Source organism: Klebsiella sp. GW_Kp181, assembly GCF_040062315.1.
In the GTDB taxonomy this organism is placed as follows: Bacteria; Pseudomonadota; Gammaproteobacteria; order Enterobacterales; family Enterobacteriaceae; genus Klebsiella; species Klebsiella oxytoca.
In genome coordinates this window covers 251761-275032 of sequence record NZ_JBEAFR010000002.1, presented here as the reverse complement: position 1 = coordinate 275032, position 23272 = coordinate 251761, and the positions used below count along the sequence as shown (strand labels likewise).

Annotated in this window: 21 protein-coding genes and 1 pseudogene; 16 read left to right on the top strand and 6 right to left on the bottom strand. The window is 57.5% G+C overall.

Annotated elements, in window-relative coordinates; genetic code table 11:
- Positions 1–18 precede the first annotated feature (18 nt).
- The 5 genes and pseudogenes from ABLV11_RS02840 (at position 19) to ABLV11_RS02820 (ending at position 5405) form a co-directional block, all read left to right on the top strand.
- Positions 19–2292: pseudogene (locus ABLV11_RS02840) on the top strand (NtaA/DmoA family FMN-dependent monooxygenase).
- An 11-nt stretch (positions 2293–2303) separates the two neighbouring features.
- Complete coding sequence (locus ABLV11_RS02835; protein ID WP_016807839.1) at positions 2304–2813, top strand: GNAT family N-acetyltransferase; 510 nt, start codon at positions 2304–2306, stop codon at positions 2811–2813.
- A 9-nt stretch (positions 2814–2822) separates the two neighbouring features.
- Entirely contained in the window at positions 2823–3752 is a 930-nt protein-coding gene (locus ABLV11_RS02830; RefSeq protein ID WP_004101870.1) for an amino acid ABC transporter permease, read from the top strand.
- A complete protein-coding gene (locus tag ABLV11_RS02825; RefSeq protein ID WP_016807838.1) occupies positions 3736–4515 on the top strand; it encodes an amino acid ABC transporter ATP-binding protein in 780 nt (259 codons plus the stop codon). The genes ABLV11_RS02830 and ABLV11_RS02825 overlap by 17 nt, the downstream gene beginning before the upstream one ends.
- Positions 4512–5405: a transporter substrate-binding domain-containing protein gene (locus ABLV11_RS02820; protein ID WP_032746099.1), complete on the top strand. Its 894-nt coding sequence runs from the start codon at positions 4512–4514 to the stop codon at positions 5403–5405. The genes ABLV11_RS02825 and ABLV11_RS02820 overlap by 4 nt, the downstream gene beginning before the upstream one ends.
- A 65-nt stretch (positions 5406–5470) precedes the next feature.
- On the opposite strand, the gene ABLV11_RS02815 is transcribed toward ABLV11_RS02820, so the two are convergent.
- Both ABLV11_RS02815 and ABLV11_RS02810 read right to left on the bottom strand, forming a co-directional pair.
- Positions 5471–6781 (bottom strand): MFS transporter, encoded by a 1311-nt coding sequence (locus ABLV11_RS02815; RefSeq protein ID WP_004101876.1) that lies wholly within the window; start codon positions 6779–6781, stop codon positions 5471–5473.
- Between the two features lie 218 nt (positions 6782–6999).
- Entirely contained in the window at positions 7000–8196 is a 1197-nt protein-coding gene (locus ABLV11_RS02810; protein WP_134882726.1) for an L-talarate/galactarate dehydratase, read from the bottom strand.
- Between the two features lie 304 nt (positions 8197–8500).
- Here ABLV11_RS02810 and ABLV11_RS02805 point away from each other — a divergent pair, with 304 nt between their 5' ends.
- From ABLV11_RS02805 to ABLV11_RS02780, 6 genes are all read left to right on the top strand, one after another.
- Positions 8501–9505, top strand: a complete 1005-nt coding sequence (locus tag ABLV11_RS02805; protein WP_134882725.1) for a LacI family DNA-binding transcriptional regulator — start codon at positions 8501–8503, stop codon at positions 9503–9505.
- Positions 9506–9630: 125 nt separating this feature from the next.
- On the top strand, positions 9631–10248 hold the full coding sequence (locus ABLV11_RS02800; RefSeq protein ID WP_064396074.1) for a glutathione S-transferase family protein: 618 nt from the start codon (positions 9631–9633) through the stop codon (positions 10246–10248).
- A 69-nt stretch (positions 10249–10317) separates the two neighbouring features.
- Positions 10318–10545, top strand: a complete 228-nt coding sequence (pptA, locus tag ABLV11_RS02795; protein ID WP_004101884.1) for a tautomerase PptA — start codon at positions 10318–10320, stop codon at positions 10543–10545.
- 268 nt (positions 10546–10813) lie between these two features.
- Positions 10814–11131 (top strand): type II toxin-antitoxin system RelE/ParE family toxin, encoded by a 318-nt coding sequence (locus tag ABLV11_RS02790; protein ID WP_014229262.1) that lies wholly within the window; start codon positions 10814–10816, stop codon positions 11129–11131.
- Between the two features lie 75 nt (positions 11132–11206).
- On the top strand, positions 11207–11503 hold the full coding sequence (gene nadS, locus ABLV11_RS02785; protein WP_004138143.1) for a NadS family protein: 297 nt from the start codon (positions 11207–11209) through the stop codon (positions 11501–11503).
- Between the two features lie 77 nt (positions 11504–11580).
- The gene (locus ABLV11_RS02780; protein WP_064372056.1) at positions 11581–12027 is read left to right on the top strand and encodes a hypothetical protein; all 447 of its coding nucleotides are present in this window, start codon (positions 11581–11583) and stop codon (positions 12025–12027) included.
- A 40-nt stretch (positions 12028–12067) separates the two neighbouring features.
- Here the strand turns inward: ABLV11_RS02780 and ABLV11_RS02775 are convergent, their stop codons facing one another.
- From ABLV11_RS02775 to ABLV11_RS02765, 3 genes are read right to left on the bottom strand one after another with little or no spacing between them, the layout of a single operon-like run.
- Complete coding sequence (locus ABLV11_RS02775) at positions 12068–13672, bottom strand: carbohydrate porin (protein WP_004101886.1); 1605 nt, start codon at positions 13670–13672, stop codon at positions 12068–12070.
- A 43-nt stretch (positions 13673–13715) separates the two neighbouring features.
- Positions 13716–15098, bottom strand: a complete 1383-nt coding sequence (locus ABLV11_RS02770; protein ID WP_064370565.1) for a glycoside-pentoside-hexuronide (GPH):cation symporter — start codon at positions 15096–15098, stop codon at positions 13716–13718.
- 26 nt (positions 15099–15124) lie between these two features.
- Complete coding sequence (locus tag ABLV11_RS02765; protein WP_265784628.1) at positions 15125–16696, bottom strand: sugar hydrolase; 1572 nt, start codon at positions 16694–16696, stop codon at positions 15125–15127.
- 203 nt (positions 16697–16899) lie between these two features.
- Between ABLV11_RS02765 and ABLV11_RS02760 the strand changes: the two genes are divergently transcribed.
- On the top strand, positions 16900–17724 hold the full coding sequence (locus tag ABLV11_RS02760; protein ID WP_004101892.1) for a helix-turn-helix domain-containing protein: 825 nt from the start codon (positions 16900–16902) through the stop codon (positions 17722–17724).
- A gap of 157 nt (positions 17725–17881) precedes the next feature.
- On the opposite strand, the gene ABLV11_RS02755 is transcribed toward ABLV11_RS02760, so the two are convergent.
- Positions 17882–18463, bottom strand: a complete 582-nt coding sequence (locus ABLV11_RS02755) for a flavin reductase family protein (protein ID WP_004112829.1) — start codon at positions 18461–18463, stop codon at positions 17882–17884.
- A gap of 213 nt (positions 18464–18676) precedes the next feature.
- On the opposite strand from ABLV11_RS02755, the gene ABLV11_RS02750 reads away from it, so the two are divergent.
- The 4 genes from ABLV11_RS02750 (at position 18677) to nhoA (ending at position 23200) form a co-directional block, all read left to right on the top strand.
- On the top strand, positions 18677–19378 hold the full coding sequence (locus tag ABLV11_RS02750; protein ID WP_134882723.1) for an ABC transporter ATP-binding protein: 702 nt from the start codon (positions 18677–18679) through the stop codon (positions 19376–19378).
- Entirely contained in the window at positions 19375–20343 is a 969-nt protein-coding gene (locus ABLV11_RS02745) for an ABC transporter substrate-binding protein (protein WP_064344670.1), read from the top strand. Before ABLV11_RS02750 ends, ABLV11_RS02745 begins: the two co-directional genes overlap by 4 nt.
- Before the next feature lie 279 nt (positions 20344–20622).
- The gene (locus tag ABLV11_RS02740; protein WP_348855164.1) at positions 20623–22278 is read left to right on the top strand and encodes an iron ABC transporter permease; all 1656 of its coding nucleotides are present in this window, start codon (positions 20623–20625) and stop codon (positions 22276–22278) included.
- 76 nt (positions 22279–22354) lie between these two features.
- The gene (nhoA, locus tag ABLV11_RS02735; RefSeq protein WP_004112839.1) at positions 22355–23200 is read left to right on the top strand and encodes an N-hydroxyarylamine O-acetyltransferase; all 846 of its coding nucleotides are present in this window, start codon (positions 22355–22357) and stop codon (positions 23198–23200) included.
- Positions 23201–23272 lie beyond the last annotated feature (72 nt).

The window sequence follows — 23272 nt, the reverse complement described above, 5'->3', positions numbered from 1 at the left end:
ATAGACTAAGGATTAACGATGTCTGAACAACGACAGCTGCGCATTGGCACTATCTTACATGGCGCATCGGGAAATATGTCGGCCTGGCGCCATCCGGCCGCGCTGGCCGACGCCAGTATTAACTTTGAGTTCGTGAAGCAGACGGCGTTAAAAGCGGAAGAGGGCAAGCTCGATTTTATTTTTGTTGCCGATGGCTTATATATTAATGAAAAATCGATCCCGCATTTTTTAAACCGTTTTGAACCACTCACCGTATTATCCACCCTTGCAGCGGTAACCTCGCGTTTAGGCCTCGTCGGCACCTTGTCGACCTCCTACAGCGAGCCCTTTACCACCGCTCGCCAGTTCGCCAGCCTCGATCATCTGAGCGGAGGACGCGCTGGCTGGAACGTGGTGACATCGCCGCTCGAAGGCTCAGCGAAAAACTTCTCCCGGGCGCAGCATCCCGATCATGCGCTGCGCTACCGCATCGCCGATGAATATCTTCAGGTCGTTAAAGGCGTGTGGGATTCATGGGAACAGGACGCGTTTATTCGTAATAAAGAGAGCGGCCAGTTCTTTGATAAAAATAAGCTGCATACGCTTAATCATCACGGTGATTTCTTCAAAGTGGCCGGCCCGCTAAATATTGCCCGCACGCCGCAGGGCCGACCCATTATCTTTCAGGCGGGCGCTTCCGAAGACGGTAAAAAATTAGCCGCCAGCCATGCCGACGCTATTTTTACCCATCAGGAATCGCTGGCGGAAGCGCAGGCCTTTTATCGCGACGTCAAAAGCCAGCTCGACGCGTACGGCCGCCGGGAGAGCGAACTACACATTTTCCAGGGCGTCAGCGTGATCGTTGGCGATAGCGCCGACGATGTGGAACAGCAATACCAGACCACCGCCGCGCTGGTATCGATTGAGGACGCGCTGAATTATCTCGGCCGCTATTTTGAGCATCACGATTTCGCCCAATATCCGCTGGATGAGGCGTTCCCGGATATCGGCGACCTCGGGCAGAACAGCTTTCGCAGCACCACCGATGAGATTAAACGCAACGCCCGCGAACGCGGCCTGACCCTGCGCCAGGTCGCGCTGGAGGCAGCCAGCCCGCGACCGCGTTTTGCCGGAACCGCCGCAGAGGTGGCAGATGGGCTACAGCAGTGGTTTGAACAGCGCGCGGCGGACGGTTTTATTATCCAGGGCGGTACGCCGGATACCTTCCCGCGCTTTGTGGACCAGGTGGTACCGATCCTGCAGCAGCGTGGATTATTCCGTGAAGAATATCCCGGCACCACGCTGCGCGAAAGTTTAGGGCTGGCAGAGCCCGTCAATCAATTCCAAAAACAATAATAGAGAACACCCGCTATGCAGAAAACGCAGAAAAAATCGCTATTACTGGCGCTGGCGCTGGCCGTGAGCGCGTCATCCTGGGCGCAGAACGTCACGATCAACGGCACCGGCGTGAGCCTCGAAGCCAACAAAACGCCGATTCACACGGCAAAAAATCCGCAGGCTATCGCCCAACTGCCGAAGGGTCTCCACCTGGCGGTGCCGGGTAAGCTGACCGTCGCGGTCGCCGCGCTGAATTCGCCGCCGCTGACCGTGTTTTCTGATGATAACAAAACCCTGCTCGGCAGCGAGGTGGATATCGCCCGCCTGGTGGCCGACAGCCTCGGGCTGGAGCTAAACGTGGTGCCCACCTCGTGGGAAGACTGGCCGCTCGGCGTCGCCTCCGGCAAATATGATGCGGCGGTCAGCAATATCACTGTGACCAAAGAGCGCAAAGAGAAGTTTGATTTCGCCACCTACCGCAAAGATTCGCTGGGTTTTTACGTCAAGAGCACCAGTCCGCTGAGCAAAATTGAAAAAGCCGAAGATATTGCCGGGCTGCGGATTATCGTCGGCTCCGGCACCAACCAGGAAGCGATTTTGTTGGCGTGGAACGCCGAGAATCTCAAGAAGGGGCTGAAGCCGTTTACGCCGGTCTACACCAAAGACGACGCCGCCCAGACCCTGGCGCTGCAGTCCGGGCGAGCCGACGCCTTCTTCGGCCCGAACGTAATCGGCGCGTGGAAAGCGGCGCTGACCGGCAAAACCAGGCTGGTGGGCAGCGTTGACGGCGGCTGGCCGAAGGCGGCGCATATCGCCGTGACGGTGAAAAAAGGCAGCGGTCTGGTTGAACCGGTACAGACGGCGCTGAACGGCGCTATCCGCAGCGGCGATTACGCGAAGGTGCTGAGTCGCTGGGGCGAAGGCGTGGAGAGCATCCCGCAATCGGAAATTAACCCGGCCGGACTCGGCGATTAACAGGAGGCATGATGAGCGATCTATTCCGCGATGTCTCTCCGGAAGCGCCGGAGCTGCAGCCGATTATTGAGGGCCTGTTCGGAGAGTACGCCGCGCGCTACGGCGACTACTTTTCCCGCGATGCCGAAGTCGAGCTGACTGAATGGTATCTGGCGCCGCAGGGGCTATTTATCGTGCTGGAGCGGGAGGGGGAAATTATCGCTACCGGCGCGTATAAACCGAAAGATGCCCATACGGCAGAAATCAAACGGATCTGGACCCATCGTCGTCTGCGCCAGCAGGGGCTGGCGGCGAAAGTGGTGCAGGAGCTGGAACGTCGGGCGCTGCTGGCGGGCTACAGCCATATCTTTTTGACGACCGGTTTTCGTCAGCCGGAAGCGGTGCGGCTCTATCTGAGCCAGGGCTACGAGGCGCAGTTTGACCTCAACCGCGATCCGGAAGAGTACAGTTTGCCGCCGTTCGATGGTCGGCTGCGCTTTACGAAAGCGCTGGCGGTCAGCGCGCTGAGCCAGAGCGCTTAAGGAGCCAATATGCATACTCAGGAAACGATTAAGGTTGTCCCCGCGCGCTATCCGCTGCGGGCAGTGGGCGCGGTGCTGGCGCTGCTGGTGCTGGCGGTGGTGATTCAATCAGTTGCCTTTAACCCGCGCTGGGAGTGGGGCGTCTTTGCCCGCTGGTTCTTTGACCCGGTGATCCTCGAAGGCCTTGGGCAGACACTGCTGTTGACCCTGCTGGCGACGGCGCTCAGCGTTATCTTCGGCGGACTGCTGGCGCTGGCGCGACTCTCCAGTTCATGGCTGCTGAGCAGCCTTGCCTGGGGCTATATCTGGTTGTTTCGCTCGCTGCCGCTGATCGTGGTGCTGATTATTCTCTACAACTTCTCTTATCTCTACGACACCCTGTCGATCGGCATTCCGTTCACCGCTATTCGCTGGGCCAGCTTTGAGACCATTAGCGTGCTGGGGCAGTTTTCTACCGCCGTTGTCGGGCTGACCCTGGTACAAAGCGCCTACACCGCCGAAATTATTCGCGGTGGTTTCCTCGGGGTCGATCACGGGCAGTATGAAGCGGCGGCGGCGCTGGGGCTTCCGGCCAGCCGCCGCACGCTGCGCATTATCCTGCCGCAGGCGCTGCGCACCATTTTACCGGCGGGTTTTAACGAAATTATCAGCCTCGCCAAGGGGACGGCGATGGTTTACGTGCTGGCGATGCCGGAGCTGTTTTACACCATCCAGATGATCTATAACCGCACCCAGGAAGTGATCCCCCTGCTGATGGTCGGCGCCGCCTGGTACCTGGCGATCACCAGCGTGCTGTCGCTGATTCAGTATCTGGTCGAGCGCGGCCTGGCCCGCAGCGAGCGCCGCTCGGCGGTCAATAGCGCCCGCAGCAGCCGTCGCGTTGTTGAAACCGTTCATCGTCCCCAACCGCAGGAGTCCGCCCATGCTCAACTCTCGTAACGGTCATATCTCCATTACCGGCGTCAGCAAATACTTTGGCCGCCATAAAGCGCTGGACGATGTATCGCTGGAAATAGCACCCGGTACGGTGACGGTGATCCTCGGGCCGTCCGGTTCGGGAAAATCGACGCTACTGCGGGCGATCAATCATCTGGAGCGCGTTGATGAAGGCTTTATTCAGATCGATGGCGACTATATCGGTTATCGCCGTAAAGGCGACAAGCTCTACGAACTGAAAGAGAAGGAGATCCTTCGCCAGCGGATCAACGTTGGCTACGTGTTTCAAAACTTCAACCTGTTCCCGCACCTGACGGTGCTGGAAAACCTGATTGAAGCCCCCATCGCCCATAAACAGGCGACCCGTAAGGAGGCTATCGCGCGGGCGTACGAACTGCTGGACGTAGTTGGACTACGCAATAAAGCCGACGCCTGGTCGCGGCACCTGTCCGGCGGTCAGCAGCAGCGCATCGCCATTGCCCGGGCGCTGGCGCTTAACCCGCGAGTGATGCTGTTTGATGAACCCACCTCCGCGCTTGACCCGGAGCTGGTGGGGGAAGTGCTGGATGTGATTAAAAAGCTGGCGCGCTCCGGCACCACGCTGGTCGTGGTCACCCACGAAATTGGCTTTGCGAAAGAGGTGGCGGATCGGGTGGTGTTTATGGTCGACGGCAAGATAGTCGAGCAGGGCAGCAGCGACGATGTGCTGAACCATCCGCAGCACCCGCGTACGCAGCAGTTTTTATCGAGGGTATTAGCGGCATGAGAAACGGATTTTTGACCCTGGCGTTACTCTCTTTATCTGCGGCATCGCAGGCGGCTATCGACCTGCGCGCCAACGAGCAGCCGCTGCCGGTAACCCGCGATGAGCAGGCGGTGGCGAAGATCCCGGCGGATTACGCCTTCGTCGAACCGGGTACTTTAACGGTGGCGATTTCAGCGCTCAACTCGCCGCCGCTGGCGCTACTGGCCAGCGATAACCGCACGCGTATCGGCAGCGACCCGGATATCGCCCGACTGCTGGCCGGCAGCCTCGGGCTGAAGCTAAAGCTGGTGCCCACCGCCTGGGAGGACTGGCCGTTGGGGATTACTTCCGGGCGCTACGACGTGGCGCTGGTGAATATTGCGGTAACCGAGCAGCGGAAAGCGAAGTTTGATTTTGCGACCTATCGCGTCGATTCGCTGGCCTTTTCCGTAAAATCGACCAGCGACATCGCCAGCGTGAGCGGCCCGGCGGATCTCGCCGGTAAAAAAGTGATTGTCGGGTCCGGGACTAACCAGGAGCGAATTTTGCTCGGCTGGAACGCCGAAAACGAAGCCGCCGGGCGACAACCTGCGCTACCGGTCTATCTGACCGATGACGCTTCGGGCAATCTCTATATTCAGTCCGGTCGCGCGGACGTGTTTTTTGGGCCGCAGTCGGTAGCCGCATACAAAGCGGCGCTCAGCGGTAAAACCAAAGTCGTCGGGCTGGGGCCGAAAAAGGCTTATGTCGCCACCACCACCAGGAAGGGTAACGGACTGGTCTATGCGCTTCAGGCCGCGCTGGATGGCGCGATAGCGCGCGGAGAGTATCAGAAAGTGCTGGCCCGTTGGGGTGAGCAGGGCGAAGAGGTGAGGCAATCGGAGGTGAATCCGCCGGGGATTACCTACTAAAAAACCGCTGTTTCGCAGGAGTGTGATGCGAAACAGCGGAGGCGAATGCTCGCCAGAGTTTTAAATCAGGCGGCGCGCGGGGTCAGCGTTAAGCGATCCAGCGGCCCGACGATAAACAGGTAGGAGAACAGGCCCAGTACGCCCATGGAACCGACGTACAGGATGGCGTAATCGAAGGAGTGAGTATTCGCGAGGATCACGCCGATAACCAGCGGCGTGATAATACTCGCCAGGTTGCCGCACATATTGAACACCCCACCGGCAATTCCCAGCATCTCCTTGGGTGATGTGTCGCTCAGCACGCACCAGCCGAGGTTACCGAACCCTTTAGCAAAGAAAGCCAGGCTCATGGCGGCGATCACCACCACTTCCGAAGTGGTGTAGTTGGCGACCACAATGACGCAGGAGAGCAGCATGCCGCAGATCACCGGCAACTTGCGGGCGGTCGTCAGGCTATAGCCGCGTTTCAGCAGCCAGTCCGAGAACACGCCGCCCAGCAGGCCGCCGATAAATCCGGCAATGGCCGGGATGCTGGCGACAAAGCCGACCTTGAGAATCGACATGCCTTTGGCCTGGTAAAGATAGGTCGGAAACCAGGTCAGGAAGAACCAGGTGATTGACGTCACGCAGAACTGGCCAATATATACCCCGATCATCATACGATTGACGCAGACGCTTTTGATTTGCGCGAGGGTTAATTTCTGCTGCGTTTTTTTCGTGCCTAATTCCGGCTCGCCGCCGCCTTCGCGAATATAGTCGAGCTCCTGTTGGTTAATTTTTGGATGATGAGAGGGATCTCTTACTTTTACCAGCCAGAATATCCCCAGCACCACGCCGATAGCGCCAATATAATAAAATACATAGTGCCAGCTTAAATTATGCAGAATAATCGTCATTAGCGGCGTAATAATCCCCAGGGAAATATACTGCGCGGCCTGATAGACCGAAGTGACGAACCCGCGCTCTTTATTGGGAAACCACTGTACGCTCAGACGGCTGTTAGCGGGAAAGGCGGGGGCTTCTATCGCGCCCATCATCAGGCGCAGAATCACCAGTACAATCAGCGGGCTGGCGAACAGATAGATCGTTCCCTGAAACATGGTGACGACTGACCAGCCAATCAGCGCGCAGCCGTAGACCAGCCGCGAACCATATTTATCCAGCAGCCAGCCGCCGGGTATTTGCATAATGACGTAGGAGATGCCAAAAACTGAAAAAGCCAGCCCCATCGCCTCGGGATCAAAACCTAACTCTTTGCTCATAATAGGCGCGACAACGGACAGCGTTGCCCGGTCGGCATAATTAAATACGGTAGCCAGAAATAAAAACAGTAATATGCCGTAACGCACGTTGCTGCGTTTTAAGGGTGTAGTCATCTTCAACTCCTTTGCAGGGTTGTTTATTGTGGGTACAGCCAATAAGAGGTATTTCCCCGGCAGGGCTACGGGTTTTCAGTCGTCCGCGGACCGGTAACCCGGACAGATGCGCAGCATCGCCTCCGGGAGAATGCGGTATTCTCCCGGGGGCGGCGCCTGATGCGCCTTGGCCGGGCTACGGGGCCTGTAGTCCTTATGCCGCCATGCGGGGAATTCGGTTAAGGGCGTTTGCCAAACTCGCAGCTTTGCTGGGTCCAGCGGCGGGCCTGTTCGCTCAGGGTGAAGCCCAGACCGTGGCGTTCGGAAACCCACATCCGCCCGTCGCGCAGTTCCAGCTGTTCGTTAAACAGCGGGTTCAGCCACTCGAAGTGCTCCAGCCAGGGCTCGAGCGGGTAGGCGGCGGCGAGATGCAGGTGTACCTCCATCGCGAAGTGCGGGGCCAGCTTGCGACCGTGCTTCGCCGCCAGATCCATAATCTTCAGGAACGGGGAGATGCCGCCGACGCGCGGCGCATCGGGCTGCACGAAGTCGCTGGCGTTGCCGAGGATCAGCTGCTCATGTTCGCGGAAGCTGGTCAGCATCTCGCCGGTGGCAATCGGCGTATCCAGCGCGGCGGCGAGCTGTGCGTGGCCTTCCACATCGTAGGCGTCAAGGGGCTCTTCAATCCAGATCAGATTGAACTGCTCCATTTTGCGCCCCATGCGGATAGCGGTTTCACGGTCCCACTGCTGGTTGGCGTCCACCATCAGCGGGAAGTCATCGCCCAGGACTTCGCGTACTGCCGTCAGACGGCGAATATCCTCAGCGGTATTCGGCTGACCGACTTTCAGTTTTATCCCACCAATCCCGTTCTCGCGTGAGATAGCCACGTTTTTCAACACCTGCTCCAGCGGGGTATGCAGGAAGCCGCCGGAGGTGTTGTAACACTGCACGGAATCGCGATGCGAACCGAGCAGTTTCGCCAGCGGTAGCCCGGCGCGTTTGGCTTTCATATCCCACAGCGCAATATCGATAGGGGAGATTGCCTGCACCGCCATGCCGCTGCGGCCAACGGATGCGCCGGCCCACAGCAGTTTGGTGTAGATCTTGTCGATATCATTCGGGTCTTCGCCGAGCAGATTATCGGCAATCTCCGTGGCGTGGGCGTAAATGCCCTGGCCGCCCGCGCGTTTGGAATAGCTGAAGCCAACGCCTTCAAAGCCGTCCCGGGAGCGGATTTCCGCGATAACGATCGCTACTTCGGTCAGCGGTTTTTGCCGACCGGTCAGAACCTTTGCATCGCTGACGGGGGTGGCCAGCGGCAGAAAGGCCAGCGACAGTTTGACATGTTCAATGCGGTCGCCGGTTTCAGCGGCGGTTTTGACGCCGGAAGCTTTGGCGTAGGTCACGGAGTCGGAATTAGCGCTCGAGGTCATAGTGAGTTCCCTTTTGGTAATAAAATGTTTGCGCTAACATTTTTAATCCTGAAATTATCCTGGTGCTACGACAGTGATTTTAATTTGTACAAACGATCACAATTAGCGGTTATAAAGGGTAAAATTATGCAGCGCAGTTCACGTTCCAAAAAGGTTTGTGAAAACTCACAAATCATAATGATAGCGATAACATTTAATTCGGCAGGTCGTTGATTCTATTAGGGATGTACGGACGGGCGCTGGCAATTGCCTGGACCATCATCAATAATGGCCACAGGAAACGACTCAACACAGGGGCTTAGTCGTGAAAAGCAGAAAACCGACGCGCGCGCCGACGCTGGATGATGTGGCCCGCAGCGCCGGATTGTCGTCGATGACGGTCAGTCGGGCGCTGAATACGCCGCAGCTGGTAAGGCCAAAAACGGTAGAGAAAGTGATGCAGGCGGTGCAGGCCACGGGTTATATCCCCAACGCGCTGGCCGGCGGCCTTGCCTCCAGGCGCAGCAAACTGGTGGCGGTGGTGGTGCCGCAAATTAATAACAATATGTTTGTCGATACCATCCAGGCGCTGAGCGATACCCTGGCGGCGCGCGGCTATCATATGCTGCTGTGCGTGGCGGGCTATAGCCGTCAGACCGAAGCCGAGCTGGTAGCAACCTTACTCTCCCGGCGTCCGGATGGCGTGGTGTTGACCGGTATTCAGCACGCTCCGGCGTTAAAGAGGACGATCCTCAACGCCGCCACGCCGGTGGTGGAAATCTGGGATCTCACCCCGACGCCGCTGGATATGCTGGTTGGTTTTTCGCATGAAAAAGTCGGTGAAACCATTGGCGAATATTTGCTGGAAAAAGGCTACCGTCGCCCGGGACTGCTGTGGGCAGGCGATGCGCGCGCGACGTTGCGAAAGCAGGGGCTCCTGGCCCGGCTGGCCAAAAGTGGAATTAACGTTGCCCCGCAGGTCGAGGTGCCGCTTCCGGCATCGCTGGCGCTGGGGCGACGCGGTCTGGCCGAACTGCTCGCCGATGGCGAGTTTGACGTTATCGTCTGCAGTTCCGACACCCTTGCCCAGGGAGCGATTATGGAAGCGGAAAGCCGGGGGCTGCGCGTGCCGCAGGATCTGGCGGTGATCGGCTTTGGCGATCTGGATTTCGCCGCCAGCAATCGTCCGGCGATCACCACCGTCAGCGTCGACCGTCACGCCATTGGCGAGCAGGCGGCTACGCTGCTTGCCGACCGCATAGAAGGCGGCGAAGAAGGGGACGCGATTATTGATATTGGCTTTCACCTTGTGGCGCGCGAGTCGGCGTAGCGCTGTGGTTTAGCCTGAGCGAGGGAGACTCCATAGCGATATTGCTCAATCAAACCTATACTGCAAGGCTGCTAAACCCGTCGCCGCTCTGTTCACGGGCGGCAAATTTCTTGAGGGCGCAGAATATGATCACCGTCTATGGCGTACCCGGCTGGGGCTCAACGATAAGCGAACTGATGCTGACGCTGGCCGATATCCCGTACCATTTTGTCAACGTTGAGGGCTTTGACCAACCGGGCCCGCAGCGCGACCGTCTCAAGCTGATTAACCCGCTGTGTCAGGTGCCGACCCTCACGCTTGAAGATGGCAGCGTGATGACCGAATCCGCGGCGATTGCTCTGATGATCCTCGACGTGCGACCGGATCTGGCTCCGGCGCCGGGATCGCCGCAGCGGCATGCCTTTCAGCGTCTGCTCATCTGGCTGGTGGCGAACGTTTATCCCACCTTTACCTTTGCGGATTACCCGGAGCGCTGGACCGCCGATGCGCCAGAGCAGCTGCGGGAAAGCTGCATCAGCTATCGCAAATCGCTTTATCAGTGGCTGGAGGAGCAGCTTGCCGCCGCGCCGTATGCGCTGGGGGCGGAAATAACTCTGCTGGACTGCTATATTGCGGCAATGTGTGCCTGGGGCCCGCGACGGGAGTGGTTTGCGGCGCAAACGCCAAAATTCGTCGCCGTGGCGGATGCGGTGTATCGCCATCCCAAACTCGAAGCCGTTCTTCGCCGCAACGAGCTGATTTAAAGCACAAAAAGCGATCCAGATGATGCGGGTTATGCTAGCTTTATCATCCTGACAATAAAGGAGCCTGCTATGCCGCATATTGATATTAAATGTTTTCCCCGCGACCTGAATGATGAACAAAAAGCGGCGCTGGCCGCCGATATTACCGAGGTGGTGATTCGCCATCTCAACAGCAAAGAGCGCTCGGTGAGCGTGGCCCTGAATGAAATTAAAGAGAGCGACTGGCAACAGGTGTGGGACAGCGAAATCGCCCCGCAGATGGAACAGCTGATTAAAAAACCGGGTTATAGCATGTAACCCGGTTTCTTTCCCGGAGGCGATTAGCATTCCCGGAGGCGATGCTGCGCATCTGTCCGGGCTACGCGTTCTCAGCGGTCTGTGGTCCGGTAGCCCGGGCAGGCGCTGTGCGCCGCCCCCGGGAGAGGGGGCACTGAAGCGAAGTCATGAGCGATACATCTTGTCGTGGGCAAACGCGACACCATGTACAAGGTACATAAAACCTCTTGATTAATGTACCCTGTACATGTATTTTGTCTGATAAGTCGTAAGGACATCAGGGAATGAGATGTTTACTTTTATTGAACTACAAGGCTTCAGTAAACGACGCCAGGCGCTGTTACCGGATGATGAATTTCGGGCCTTTCAGGAAATCCTGATCAATGATCCTGAGGCAGGTGACACCATTTCGGGAACCGGAGGTTTTCGTAAAATCCGCTGGAGTCGTCCCGGAACGGGAAAGCGCGGCGGCGTGCGGGTGATTTACTATAATGTAACGATAAAGGGAAGAATCTACCTGGCGCTCATCTATCCTAAAAATGAACAGGATGAGTTAAGCCAGGAGCAGAAAAAGATGTTAAGGCAGGTTGCTGAGTTATTAAACTAGCCAATAAACATAAAGTGAGGCTGAGCTATTAATGAACGAAACATCGATAGCGCCAGAGAGCCAACTGAGGTGTGTATGAAAGACGAATTGTTTGCCGATCTGCTGGCTAGTGCAGAAGAAATGGTCAGGATTGAGAAGGGTGAGCAAACGCCGAAGGTGCACCACGTTCATACCTTCAGCGAAGTTGATGTGAAAGCGATACGTGAAGCCACAGGTTTAAAACAGCAGGACTTCGCCGCCGCCGTTGGCGTTAGCTATGAGCTGGTTAAAAGCTGGGAAACGAAACGACGTCATCCTACCGGCGCATCCAGAAAGCTGCTTTTATTGCTTCAGGGCAATCCATTGATTATCAACTTGTTGAAGGTTATTTGAAAGGTTATCCTTCGCAAGGAAAATGGCAGAGTTTGCCCTCTTTCGTAACCGGAGCCTTTAAAAGGAGAGTATTACGTATGGAAACCAACGATTCTATTTTGAAAGAAATCGAGAAATACAGCGCTCATATTGATAGGTTTAGAGCGCGAGCAAACACTCATGGTATCTGGTTGTTTATTGCTACCCTTGGATGCTGGGGAGTAACTGATCCCAGTATTCAGATATTGGCTTTCGTTATGCTTTTCTTTATTTTTTTGTTTCTTCTACACGGTAGCTTTCCAGGTGAAAAGCGAACGTTTAAAAAGATTCACGATGATATAAAAAATAAAATACTTAATAATTTAACACCACAACAACAGCAAGAAAGGTTTCACGATCTTCTCATCGTTGAGAAAAAAAGAAAGTCACTTATTGGAATTATAAAAACAACCTTTATCTTTATAGCCTGTTATGGTTTTTATTTTATTAGTTTATTTTACTTCATACAGAACTGGCATAGTGACAAAGTGACAACGTGTATTTAAATAAACCCGTCCAGGCGTTTGCCCCGGACGGGCTACTTTATTAAAACCAAATCTCCGTCTGCACGCCAAAGTTCCAGTTTCCTCCGGCGGTAAAGCCTTTACTGCCGAAATCATCGTTGATCGCATAACGATCCAGGTCTTTATCCCAATTCATCCACGTGACAAAGAAACGTATCTCCGGCCTCGCTTTGATATCAAACACATCGCCCACTTTGAACGTCGGGGCGAAGGTCAGCTTGTAAAAATCGCCGCTCACCGCCTGGTATTGATGCACGCCGCTGTCGTAGCGATAGGTTCGGCCGTTGGGATTCAGGTCCATATATTGCCAGGACGCCTCGTATAGCAGGGCGAAGTTGCGGGTGATGCCCTGGGAAACCCGTAGGTTAAAGGTTGCCCAATCGTAGCGGTCGCCATCGCGGTAGCGATCTTCGCTATGCTGGGCGATAACCGATGGTGCAAGCTGCCAGTTTTTCCCCAACGGCAAAATGCCGTAGGACGCAAATCGCAGGGACTTAGCATTCTCGGTAAGATCGCCATCGCTGCCGGGCTGGCGCGCCTCGGCGCCCAGCCCGCCGCCGTACTGCAGGGCGCTCTCCGATACGCCCGGCGCGAGGCCATAGAATTGCTGTTTGTCGTGATACGCCAGCATCGCGTAGTAGCCGTTTTTCGCCGTATTATCGCTGCGCAGAGCGTAACTGCCGGTGGTCGAGGTATTATCTTTCAGGTCATCATTGCCCTGGGCGGTCATCGCCGTGGTCATCAGCTGCCAGTTGTTCCAGAAGTGATTGGCGGTGAACATCAGGTTCTGTATATCGTTATCCTGGTAGTTATCGCTACCCAGATCGCCGAAGTTACGCGCATAGACCGAGTAATCGCCGCGCAGCGTATCACCCCACTTCACGTCATTGATCCCGCCGCCGGTACCGCCGAGGAACATAATATCGCTATCGGTAAAGTGGATATCGAAATTATCGCGGTCGAAACGCTTGCCCGCCCAGATGGAAGCGCTCCTGAACGGCCCGGAAAAATCGGCGAAATTGCCCATCTCGACGTACAGCTGACGCACGTTCAGGTGGTGGCTGTCGTTATCCTGTACCCATGGATCCGGGTTGGTTGCCCCGTCGGCAAGCATGGTTTTAAAGTGCGCCCATGACCCGTCGCTGAAGGTCATTTTTTTGCCGAAGCTGAGCTCCACGTAGTTATCTTTCTCGTTGCCGAGACGGCCAACGTGGGCATCGCCGTTGAGCGAACTGGCCGGGGAGACACCCGGGCCGCCGCGCGCGCCTTTACCATGGCTGTCAACCAGCATCCCGGAGCGCGCGTAGGCGTTGAACTCGAAGCCATCGCTGAGGCTGCTTTTCGCCAGCTGTTTGTCAGCAGCCTGCTGCTTTTGCTCGGTCGCTGCGGTGCGCTGACTGAGGGTCTGCACCTGCTTTTCCGCTGCCGCCGCGCGTTGTTCCGCGGCGCTGGTGCGCAGCTCCGCCTGCTGCGCCCGACGTTTGGCCTCTCCGGCCTCCTGCTCCGCATGATTAAGCCGGGCCTCCAGCTGCGCTAGCCGTTGTTCGACGGTGAGCGGGGCCGCACTCGCGCCGTAAGCCGAAAAAAGGGCGCAGCAAACCGCTGCGCTAATCAAAGAGATACGCATATCAATCCTTATTTTTTCAGAGGTATGTAGGGGGTGCTGCGCCTTACAGGGCGTGGTTTTCTCCAGCAACGGACGATGGGTTCGACGGCGCACGGCGTCCAGCGTCAAGGTCGGCGCGGATCTGCTCGTACTGATCGTCGAGTCGGTAGAAGCGACCAATCCACAGCATTGAAGCCACAATCAGCAGCGCCGGGATATAGAGGTAGCAGGCTTTTATCGCCAGCATCGCGCCGTCGCTTTGCGTCTGGTTAGCGATATAACCGCCGGATGAGAGCAGGACCCCGGTAATGGCTCCCGCGCCCGCCATCGCCACCTTGCCAAGAAAGCCGTTGATAGAGGTCAAAATGCCGGCGGTATTGATGCCGGTTTTCCATACTCCGTAATCCACCGGATCGGCTTGCATAGAGAAGTAAATTGCCGTGCGCTGTCCGGCGCCAAGCGAGAGTACGACCGCTCCGGCAACCAGACCCCAGCTGTTAACGCCTGCCGCCATCATCATGCCCATGCCGACCAGGTTGATCGCGCTGGCGACCAGATAGACGTGGCGCTTTTTCATCCGGCTGGCGAGCAGCGGAACGGTGAGGGTACCCAGCAGAGGAACGAAGGTGGAGATCCCGGCGACGATCGCCGTGAGATCGTTATTACCGACGTAATAATGGAAGAAGTAGACCAGCGCCCCGGTCTGGAAGAAAAACGCGCCCCACATCAGGAAAATATTGATGGCGAAGACGAACCATGGACGGTTGGCGCGCAGGCTGACCCAGGCGCGTTTTAAGGTCATGCGCTCCTGAGTAATGCTGATATTTTCCTTAACGTTCCGGAAGCTCACCAGCAGAAAAAAGGTGGCAATAACGCCGAAAACCACCGCCGTATAGAAGAAGCCGTGCTCCTGATTGCCTTTCCCCAGCGCGCCAACCAGCGGCAGAGTGGCGACCGCGACAATAGTCGCGCCGAGCGAGCCGAGCAGAATGCGCACCGCCGACAGCGTCGTGCGCTCCCGCGAGTCGTTCGTCAGAAACGGCAGCATGGCGCAGAATGGAATATTAACGAGGGTATAGAGAAACGACAGACACAGATAGGTGACAAAAGCGTAGATCAGCTTACCGGTGGTGCCAAAATCAGGCACGTAAAAGGCCAGAATACACAGCAGTCCGAAGGGGATCGCGCCAATCAGCAGATACGGACGGCAGCGCCCCCAGCGGGTGGCGGTATTGTCGATAACCAGCCCCATAAGCACGTCGGCAACGCCGTCCACCAGGCGCGTCACGAGGAACATCAGGCCAACGTAATAAGCGGGCAGGCCCATCACGTCGGTGTAAAAGAACATCAGATAAAGAGAGATCATCTGCCACACAAGGTTGCAGGAGAGGTCGGCGATGCCATAGCCAAGGCGCTGCCGCCAAAGGGTAAAGGTTGTTTCTGCCATAAAAGTAAACTCGCTTATCGTTGTTGTTAAAGTCCGTACTGGCGAATAAACCAGGCCGGGGTGCAGCTCCACGCATGGCAATAACTGTTTATCAGTTTGCTGCCATAAGGGGAAAAATCAGGATGCGCCGGATCGAAGATTTCCCAGAAGGTATCGGCACCGTAGTCGACCATTGCTCCCCAGTAGGCTTTGATCTGCGCAATAGCGTCGTCGCGCAGCCCGCACTGCAGAAGGGCGGCAATATAGTGGTGACGCAGGTATGGCGTGTTCATGGCGATCGCGGGGGGATTTTGCTCCAGATTATGCATGATCTCCCGGCGCTGCTGAGGAGTACCGACTTCCGCCAGTACCAGCCAGATTTGCGATGCCCATGAGACCTGCCGCTGCTCGCCGCTGATGTAGAAGCCTTGCTGCTCGTCCCATAAGACATCGAGGGCCGCAGCTTTAAGCTGCTGTAAACGCTGGCGATAGCTGACGGCCAGCTCAGGTTCGAAACGCTCCGCCAGCCAGACGGCGCGCTGCAGGCAGTAAATCAGCACGCCCTGCGCTGCAGCCTGTTTATTCAGCGATGCCTGCCAGTCGATAAACACCCACCAGTCGTCGCTATCGCGCACAACCCCGGAGGCGTCGCAGCGTTTCAGCGCCAGTTCAATCTGACGACGGGCCGTGGGCCACAGCTCGCGGGCCGTAGCAATATCCTCCGCGCTTTGCAGATAGTTGTAGAGAACGTCAACAAAAAACAGAGAATAATCAAAAAGAAAGGTATCGTCAGCAATGACATCCGGCTGCACGAACACGTTGGCCGATACCATACCGTCCTCACGAGTATGCCCGGCGAAAAGGTACAGGCAGCGGCGTACTAAATCGTGACGGGCGAAGGTCACATCGTTCACCAGCGCCTGCAAACGTAAATCGCCGAGCCACAGGCGGCGGTCGCGTTTGGGGCCATCCTCAAACACCTCCTGCATGCAGTTTTGCAGGGTCAGAACGGCAACGCTGTCGATGGCCTTGAGCTGCGGGTCGGCGGTTGTCGCTGCCGGGCATGCGCCGCTGGCGGAGGTAACGGCATTCACCTGAATCTGGTTGAACTGCAGACGAAACTTGCGCGACACGGCTTTGACCTCCACCTTCAGATAGCGGAAGCAGTAGCGGCGCGGCAGATCAACTTCGGCCGGCAGGACATCAAGCCACAGATCCTGCTGCTGCAGCCAGCTGCTGCTTAGCCAGCCCTGGTAATCGCTGAACGGCTCACACACTTCGCTCAGCGTTTCGCCGAAGGTGAACTGCAGATGGGCCGGAGCGTCCGGCGGGCTCCCGACGCTCTGACAGAGAAAATGCAGGTAGCCAACAAAGTGGCTGCCAAAATCAATAATGACGCTATCGCCGCTGCTCAGCTCGCACTGATAAAACGCGGCCAGGGAACTTACCGGTTCGGCGCGCCAGCCAAACAGTGCCGTGGCGTCGGCGTGGGCTTCCACCACGGCGATCGGCGGGTACGCCTGGCGACATAGCGCGGGCCGGAGCGTCTCGGCGGTGCGTAGAAAATCCGGGTGGCGGGTCATCGAGACCTGAGAATTATGCTGAATTGCCTGTGACATACTGCGTCCTCTGTATTTATTTGTCCGCAGCATAAGATGCCGGCCCCGGGGGCAACCACTCTGGCAATGCCAATGCATTTGCCAGATTGGCACTGATAATGAGATGGGCGGGTTGCCGATCACAATTCCAAAAATCTTGCTCGTGGCGGTCGGGAAAATGCATTATCTTGCCTCTGCGCCGTATGCCGTTTTGGACTTTATAGATGATGATGTTGACCGTTGAGTATTATTTCACCCATCCGCAGGATAAGCTGGGCATGTACGCCAGCGATCCGGAAGATAATAGCCATGAACATAGTCATGAATTTGCTGAGCTGGTGATCGTTGAGGAAGGGCACGGTTTACATGTTATTAATGGCAGACCACTATATATTCAACAGGGCGACGTTTTTTACGTTCAGCCAGGTGACGTTCATTATTATGATGAGCTAGGGACGCTTAAGTTAATTAATGTGCTGATTAACCCGTTGGTAGGGTTTCATTATTTACAGCCTCTAGATACTTTATTACAGACTTTCTCTGCGCAGAATGCGTCCTGCTACGGTTGGCTGGCGCCGGACACCCGCCATATCTGCAAGGAACTGGTGGATAAGATATTTTCTGCCGAGCTGCGGCAGGGGCAAAATATTGCCCTGCGCGAAGCCGCGTTTTTCCAGCTGGTGACGACGATTCTGCATGCCGAAACCGAAGCCGAATATAGCACCACTAAATATAAGCTGCATAAATTGCTGACCTGGCTACAGGAGCACTGTTTTGAAGATCATAACTGGCAGCAGCTGGCGGAGAAATTCCATCTGACCACGCGTACCGCTTTTCGCCATATTAAAGAGGCGACGGGATTGACGCCGGATAACTATTTAAAGCGTCTACGATTAGTTTCGGCGCGCGTAAAATTACGCGAGACCGATATGACGATTACCGAAGTGGCTTATCTATGCGGCTTTGCCAATAGTAATCACTTTACCACTTTATATAAAAAGGTTTTTGGCCTGACTCCCAGCGAAGACCGGCGGCGTTTGCTACGCTAGTACACCTCCCGGAGGCGATGCTGCGCATCTGTTTGGGCTACGCGTTCTCAGCGGTCTGCGGCCCGGTAGCCCGGGCAGGCGCTGCGCGCCGCCCCCGGGAGAGACGAGCAGGGTGGTGAAGAATTGCCCCGAAGGCGATGCTGCGCATCTGTCCGGGCTACTCTTCTGGCGTATTGGCGCGGACGTGGCGGCCGCTGGCGACAAAGTTGCCCGTGCCGAGATGATGGAGGGTATTGATCTTATCATCGTCGAACTGCCAGCGTCCGGTGACAAACGCGCGTTCGTCGGCGGCGGCGGAAACCACTTCGCCAAACAGCGTATCGTACTGCTCCTGAGCCGCCGTTGCCGGCAGCAGTCGGCACTCCATCCACGCCAGACACTTTTCTTCAATCAGCGGCAATCCCAGCTCCGGGCCTTGCACCACCGGAATACCGTAAGCGTTAAATTTATCCTCATCGCGTCCGCTGATGCTGCCGACCGCGTAGGTCCAGCTGGCGGCCTCGACGCCCGGGACGACGATGCCGAACGTGCCGTTGCGCTCAATAATTTCCCGCGTCCAGGCGCTTTTATCCACCACGATAGCCAGCCGCGGCGGGGCGAACTCCACCGGCATCGACCATGCGGCGGCCATAACGTTGCGGCGCTGAGTATGGGCGTCGTAGCTGGTTATTAAAATCGTTGGGCCATGGTTGAGCAGGCGACTGGCGTACTGGAGTTCCACGTGGCGAAAACGGCTCATATGCGTTCCTTGGTAAATGGGTCTGATGCCAGACAACACGTTAATCCGCAATGAAAATGTAATCAATACGTCATCAAGGCTCCCTATAGTCGGCGTCACTAAGTCCCAAAGAGGATAACAATATGTTAGCTCCCCTGTCTTTGACACAGGTGAGCGCGGGCCGGCGGATGTTGACCGCCGGCAGAGCCACGCTTTCCCAACGGGAGGGCGAAAATGCGCGCGCTTACCAGCATTAAGCTTGACGGCGTTTCTTTCGCCTTCGGCGCCAACACCGTCCTTAATCAGATCGATCTGCATATCGATGCGGGCAGCATCGTGGCGCTGCTGGGGCCTTCTGGCTGCGGCAAAAGCACGCTGCTGCGCCTGCTCGCCGGATTAACCGTACCCGCCAGCGGCAGCATTCACTTCGGCGCTCGGCTGGTGGCGAAAGCCGGCTGGGGTATGCCGCCGGAGCAGCGCGATCTCGGCATGGTCTTCCAGGATTACGCCCTGTGGCCGCATATGACGGCGGCGCAGAACGTGGCTTTCCCGCTGCGCATGCGCGGCATCGGGCACAAGGAACGACAGCGACGGGTCGAGGAGGCGCTGGCAATGGTCGGTCTCAGCGGCTTCGCCGAGCGTAAACCGTCGGGCCTTTCCGGCGGACAGCAGCAGCGCGTTGCCCTGGCCCGCGCCATTGTCGCAGAACCGCGCGTGCTGCTGTTCGACGAGCCGCTCTCCAATCTCGACAGCGAACTACGCGAGTCGCTGTGCGTCGAAATGAGCCGCCTGCTGCGCCAGCTGGGCATCACTGCCGTCTACGTCACCCACGACCGTCGCGAAGCCGAACTGTTGGCCGACAAGATTGTTCATTTATCTGCGGGCTGCGTTGCCGCCGTTCGCGCCGTGACTTCAACCTCAGGGGAATCCGTATGAAAACCGTTATTACCGTTACCAAAGGAGCTGCGCTCGCGATGATGCTGTCCGCCACCACGATCTCCTGCGCCCACGCGCTCACCGTCTACACCGCCGGGCCGGGCTCGCTGGCGAAAAGCCTTGCCAGCGGCTATGAGAAGAAAACCGGGGTGAAGGTAAATATTTTCCAGGCTACTACCGGTAAGGTGATGGCGCGTCTTGAGGCCGAGCAGGCCAACCCGCAGGCGGATGTGCTGATTTCCGCTTCGTGGGATACGGCGGAGGATTTGCATCACCGCGGCTGGCTGCTGCCATATCAGAGCAGCAACGCCGATAAGGTACCGGAGAACCTGAAATCCGCCGATTACGTTGCCCAGGGGATTTCGGCGCTGGGGATCGTCTGGAATACCAATAGCGGCACCCCGGAGCCGAAAGAGTGGCGCGACCTGACCGAAGCGGCGTTCAAAGACAAAGTGACGACGCCGGACCCGGCGCTTTCCGGCGCATCGCTGGATTTGCTGATCGGGTTACAGAATGGCATGGGCGACCAGGCCTGGGCGCTGTTTAAAGACTTGAAGAAGAATGGCATGGTGGTCAGCGGGCCGAATGCCCAGGCGGTGACGCCGGTGATGCAGGGCGCGAAAGCGGCGGTATTCGGCGCGGTTGATTATGTCTCTTACGGCAATATCCATCAGGGCGAATCGCTAAAGGTGATTTTCCCGGCCAGCGGCACGGTGATTGCGCCGCGGCCGATGATGATCCTCAAAACCAGCCCGCATGCTGACGATGCAAAGGCCTTTATTGATTATGTGCTGTCTCCGGAAGGCCAGGCGCTGGTCGCCGACGCCTGGCTTATGCCCGCCCGCAGCGATATTCCGGCGAAGCGCCCGCTGCTCAACGAGCTGAAAATTCTGCCGACCGCCGGCGAAGGCACTAGCGAACGTAGTGCGGTGCTTTCCCGCTTTAATACGCTTTTCGCCCAGTAAACCGACTTTTCCCCAAGCTGCGAAATTTGGTTCGGGCACATTCCCCGGAGGCGGCGCTGGCACGCATATGGTCTGCCGGACCGCAGACGGCCGTGACCCTGTAGCCCGGTCAGCGCAGCGCCACCGGGAAGACGTAACGCAGGGGCATGGCGCCCCCCGGCAAATTTTCCCTAGGCGATGCTGCGCACCTATCCGGGCTGCCGGACCGCAGACGGCTGTGACCCTGTAGCCCGGCTAAGCGCAGCGCGAGCCGGGTAAGATCGTATCCAGGAATATATCGTGAAACAGAGACTTATTTCAGCGGGCACGCTGGCGGCACTGCTGGTGCTGGTGGCGTTGCCGCTGCTCTTTATCGTCCTCCAGGCGATTTTTCCCCGGTTTAGCGCCGGCTCGCTGAGCGGCGCGTTTAGCTGCGTGTCAACGCTGATTGCCGACCCGCAGCTGCCTACGATGCTCGGCGGTACCCTGTGGGTGGCCTGCGGCGTGGCGCTGATGAGCGTGGTCATCGGTCTACCGCTGGGCGTCGTGCGCGGATTGTTTACTATCCCGCTGCCGCGACTGTGGGATCTGCTCTTTCTGATCCCCTTTCTGACGCCGCCCTACATCGCGGCGCTGTCGTGGATGCTGATGCTGCAAAGCAACGGCTATCTGCAGCAGCTGACCGGCTGGGATCTTAACGATCTGCTTTTTAGCCGTTCCGGGATTGTGCTGGTGATGACGCTCAATATTTTCCCGGTGGTCTATTTTGCCGTTTCGCGCAGCCTGCTGGCGAGCGGTCAGCGGTTGGCGATTGTCGCCCGGGTGCACGGCGCCAGCGCCTGGCGGGCGTTCTGGCACATCACGCTGCCGATGCTCTCGCCGGCGCTGGCGGCGGGGATGCTGTTGGCGTTTACCCTGGCGATTGAGGAATACGGCGTTCCGGCGGCCCTCGGGTCGCGGGCGGGGCTGGTCATGCTGACCGTAGGCATTGAGAAAAAGCTTGCCGACTGGCCTGTCGATCTGCCCGGCGCATCGCTGCTTTCGCTGCTGCTGATCGCGGTGGCGCTGCTGGCCTGGTGGCTGCAAAAACGGCTGACTGGCGGTAAAGAGGTAACCAGCGTCACCGGTAAACCGGGGGAGAATAGCGGGGCGGAGCTGGGCTGGCTGGCGCTTCCGGCGATGCTAGTGATGGCGGGCGTCGGTGGGTTGGCGGTGGTGCTGCCGGGCGCGTCGATGGTGCTGACCAGCCTGATGAGCACGCTGTCGGGCGGTATCCACGCTGACAACGTTACTCTTCGCCATTTTGCCGCGCTGTTTACCCAGCAGGGCGATGCGCTGTCGGCACTGGCAACCAGCCTTTCGCTGGCGCTGGCTTCGGCTGGGGTTGTTGGGCTGGTGGGGCTGCTCGCCGCCTGGCTGGTTGTGGTGCAAAAAATCAAGGGGAGCGCGATAGTCGATGCCTTATCGCTGCTGCCGGCGGCGCTGCCGGGCGTGGTGGTAGGCGTCGGGTTGATTCTGTTGTGGAATCAGCCGTTCTGGCCGCTTTCCCCCTACAACAGCTGGTTTATGCTGCTGCTCTCCTACAGTTGTCTGCTGCTGCCCTGGCCGGTACGCTACGTCGGCAGCGCGCTGCGCCAGCTTGGCAATAATCTTGAGCCTGCGGCAAGGGTACATGGGGCGACGGCCCTGCAGGCGCTGCGTCTGATCGTTCTGCCGCTGGTCTTCCCGGCGCTGCTGGCGGCGATGCTGATGGTGTTCGCCGTCGCCTCCCGCGAGCTGGTAACTTCGCTGCTGCTCGCGCCAGCAGGAACGCAAACCGTCGCGGTGTTTATCTGGCGCCAGTTTGAGCAGGGCTCGGCGGGGCAGGGAATGGCAATGGCGTCGCTGACGCTGCTTACCGGTCTCGGGCTGATGCTCAGCGCACTGGCGCTGATGCAGCGAGGCACGCGCGGATAAATGCGATCGCACAAAATAGCTGGTCAGGCGGGAAAAACAGGCTATAAATGTCGGACACCGATTGCTGGAGGCATTGATGAGTCCCTTTTTAAGCGCCTATTTTTCTCGTCTGGGCTGGACGGGCACCCCGGGTGTTTCACTTAATACCCTGCGCGAATTGCATATTCACCATAACGGCGCGATCCCCTTTGAAAATCTGGATGTGCTGCTGCCAAGAGAGATACATCTCGACGATCGCACCCTGGAAGATAAGCTGATTCACGGTCGTCGCGGCGGTTACTGCTTCGAGCAAAACGGCCTGCTGGAGAGAGCGCTGCGCGAAATTGGTTTCAATGTGCGCAGCCTTCTGGGCCGCGTGGTGCTGGCCAATCCGCCGCATATGCCGCCGCGTACCCATCGGCTGCTGCTGGTGGACGTGGAGGGCGAACGCTGGATTGCTGACGTTGGTTTCGGCGGCCAGACCCTGACCGCGCCGATCAAGCTGCTGGCCGATGTGGAACAAGCGACCCCGCACGGTGAGTATCGCCTGATCTACGAAGGGGAAGAGTGGACCCTGCAGTTCAGCCATCACGGCCACTGGCAGTCGATGTACCATTTTGACTTAGGTCGCCAGTACGCTTCCGACTATGTGATGGGCAACTTCTGGTCAGCGCACTGGCCGCAGTCGCACTTCCGCCATCATCTGCTGATGTGCCGCCACTTACCGGATGGCGGCAAGATGACGCTGACCAATTTCCACTTTACCCATTGGGATAAAAACCATGTGGTCGAAAAGCGGGATTTAGCGGATGTTCCGGCGCTGTATGAAGCGCTGCAAACGCGTTTTGGCCTCGGCGTGGATGATGCCAAATATGGCTTCAGCGAAGCGGAACTGGCGGCAGTGATGGCGGCGTTTGATACCCATCCCGAAGCCGGAAAGTAGGGCCGGGGAAAGCGTTAAAAACAGCTATTTTAAGTGACAGAGTCAGGTTAAGTGAATCATTGAAACCTGACT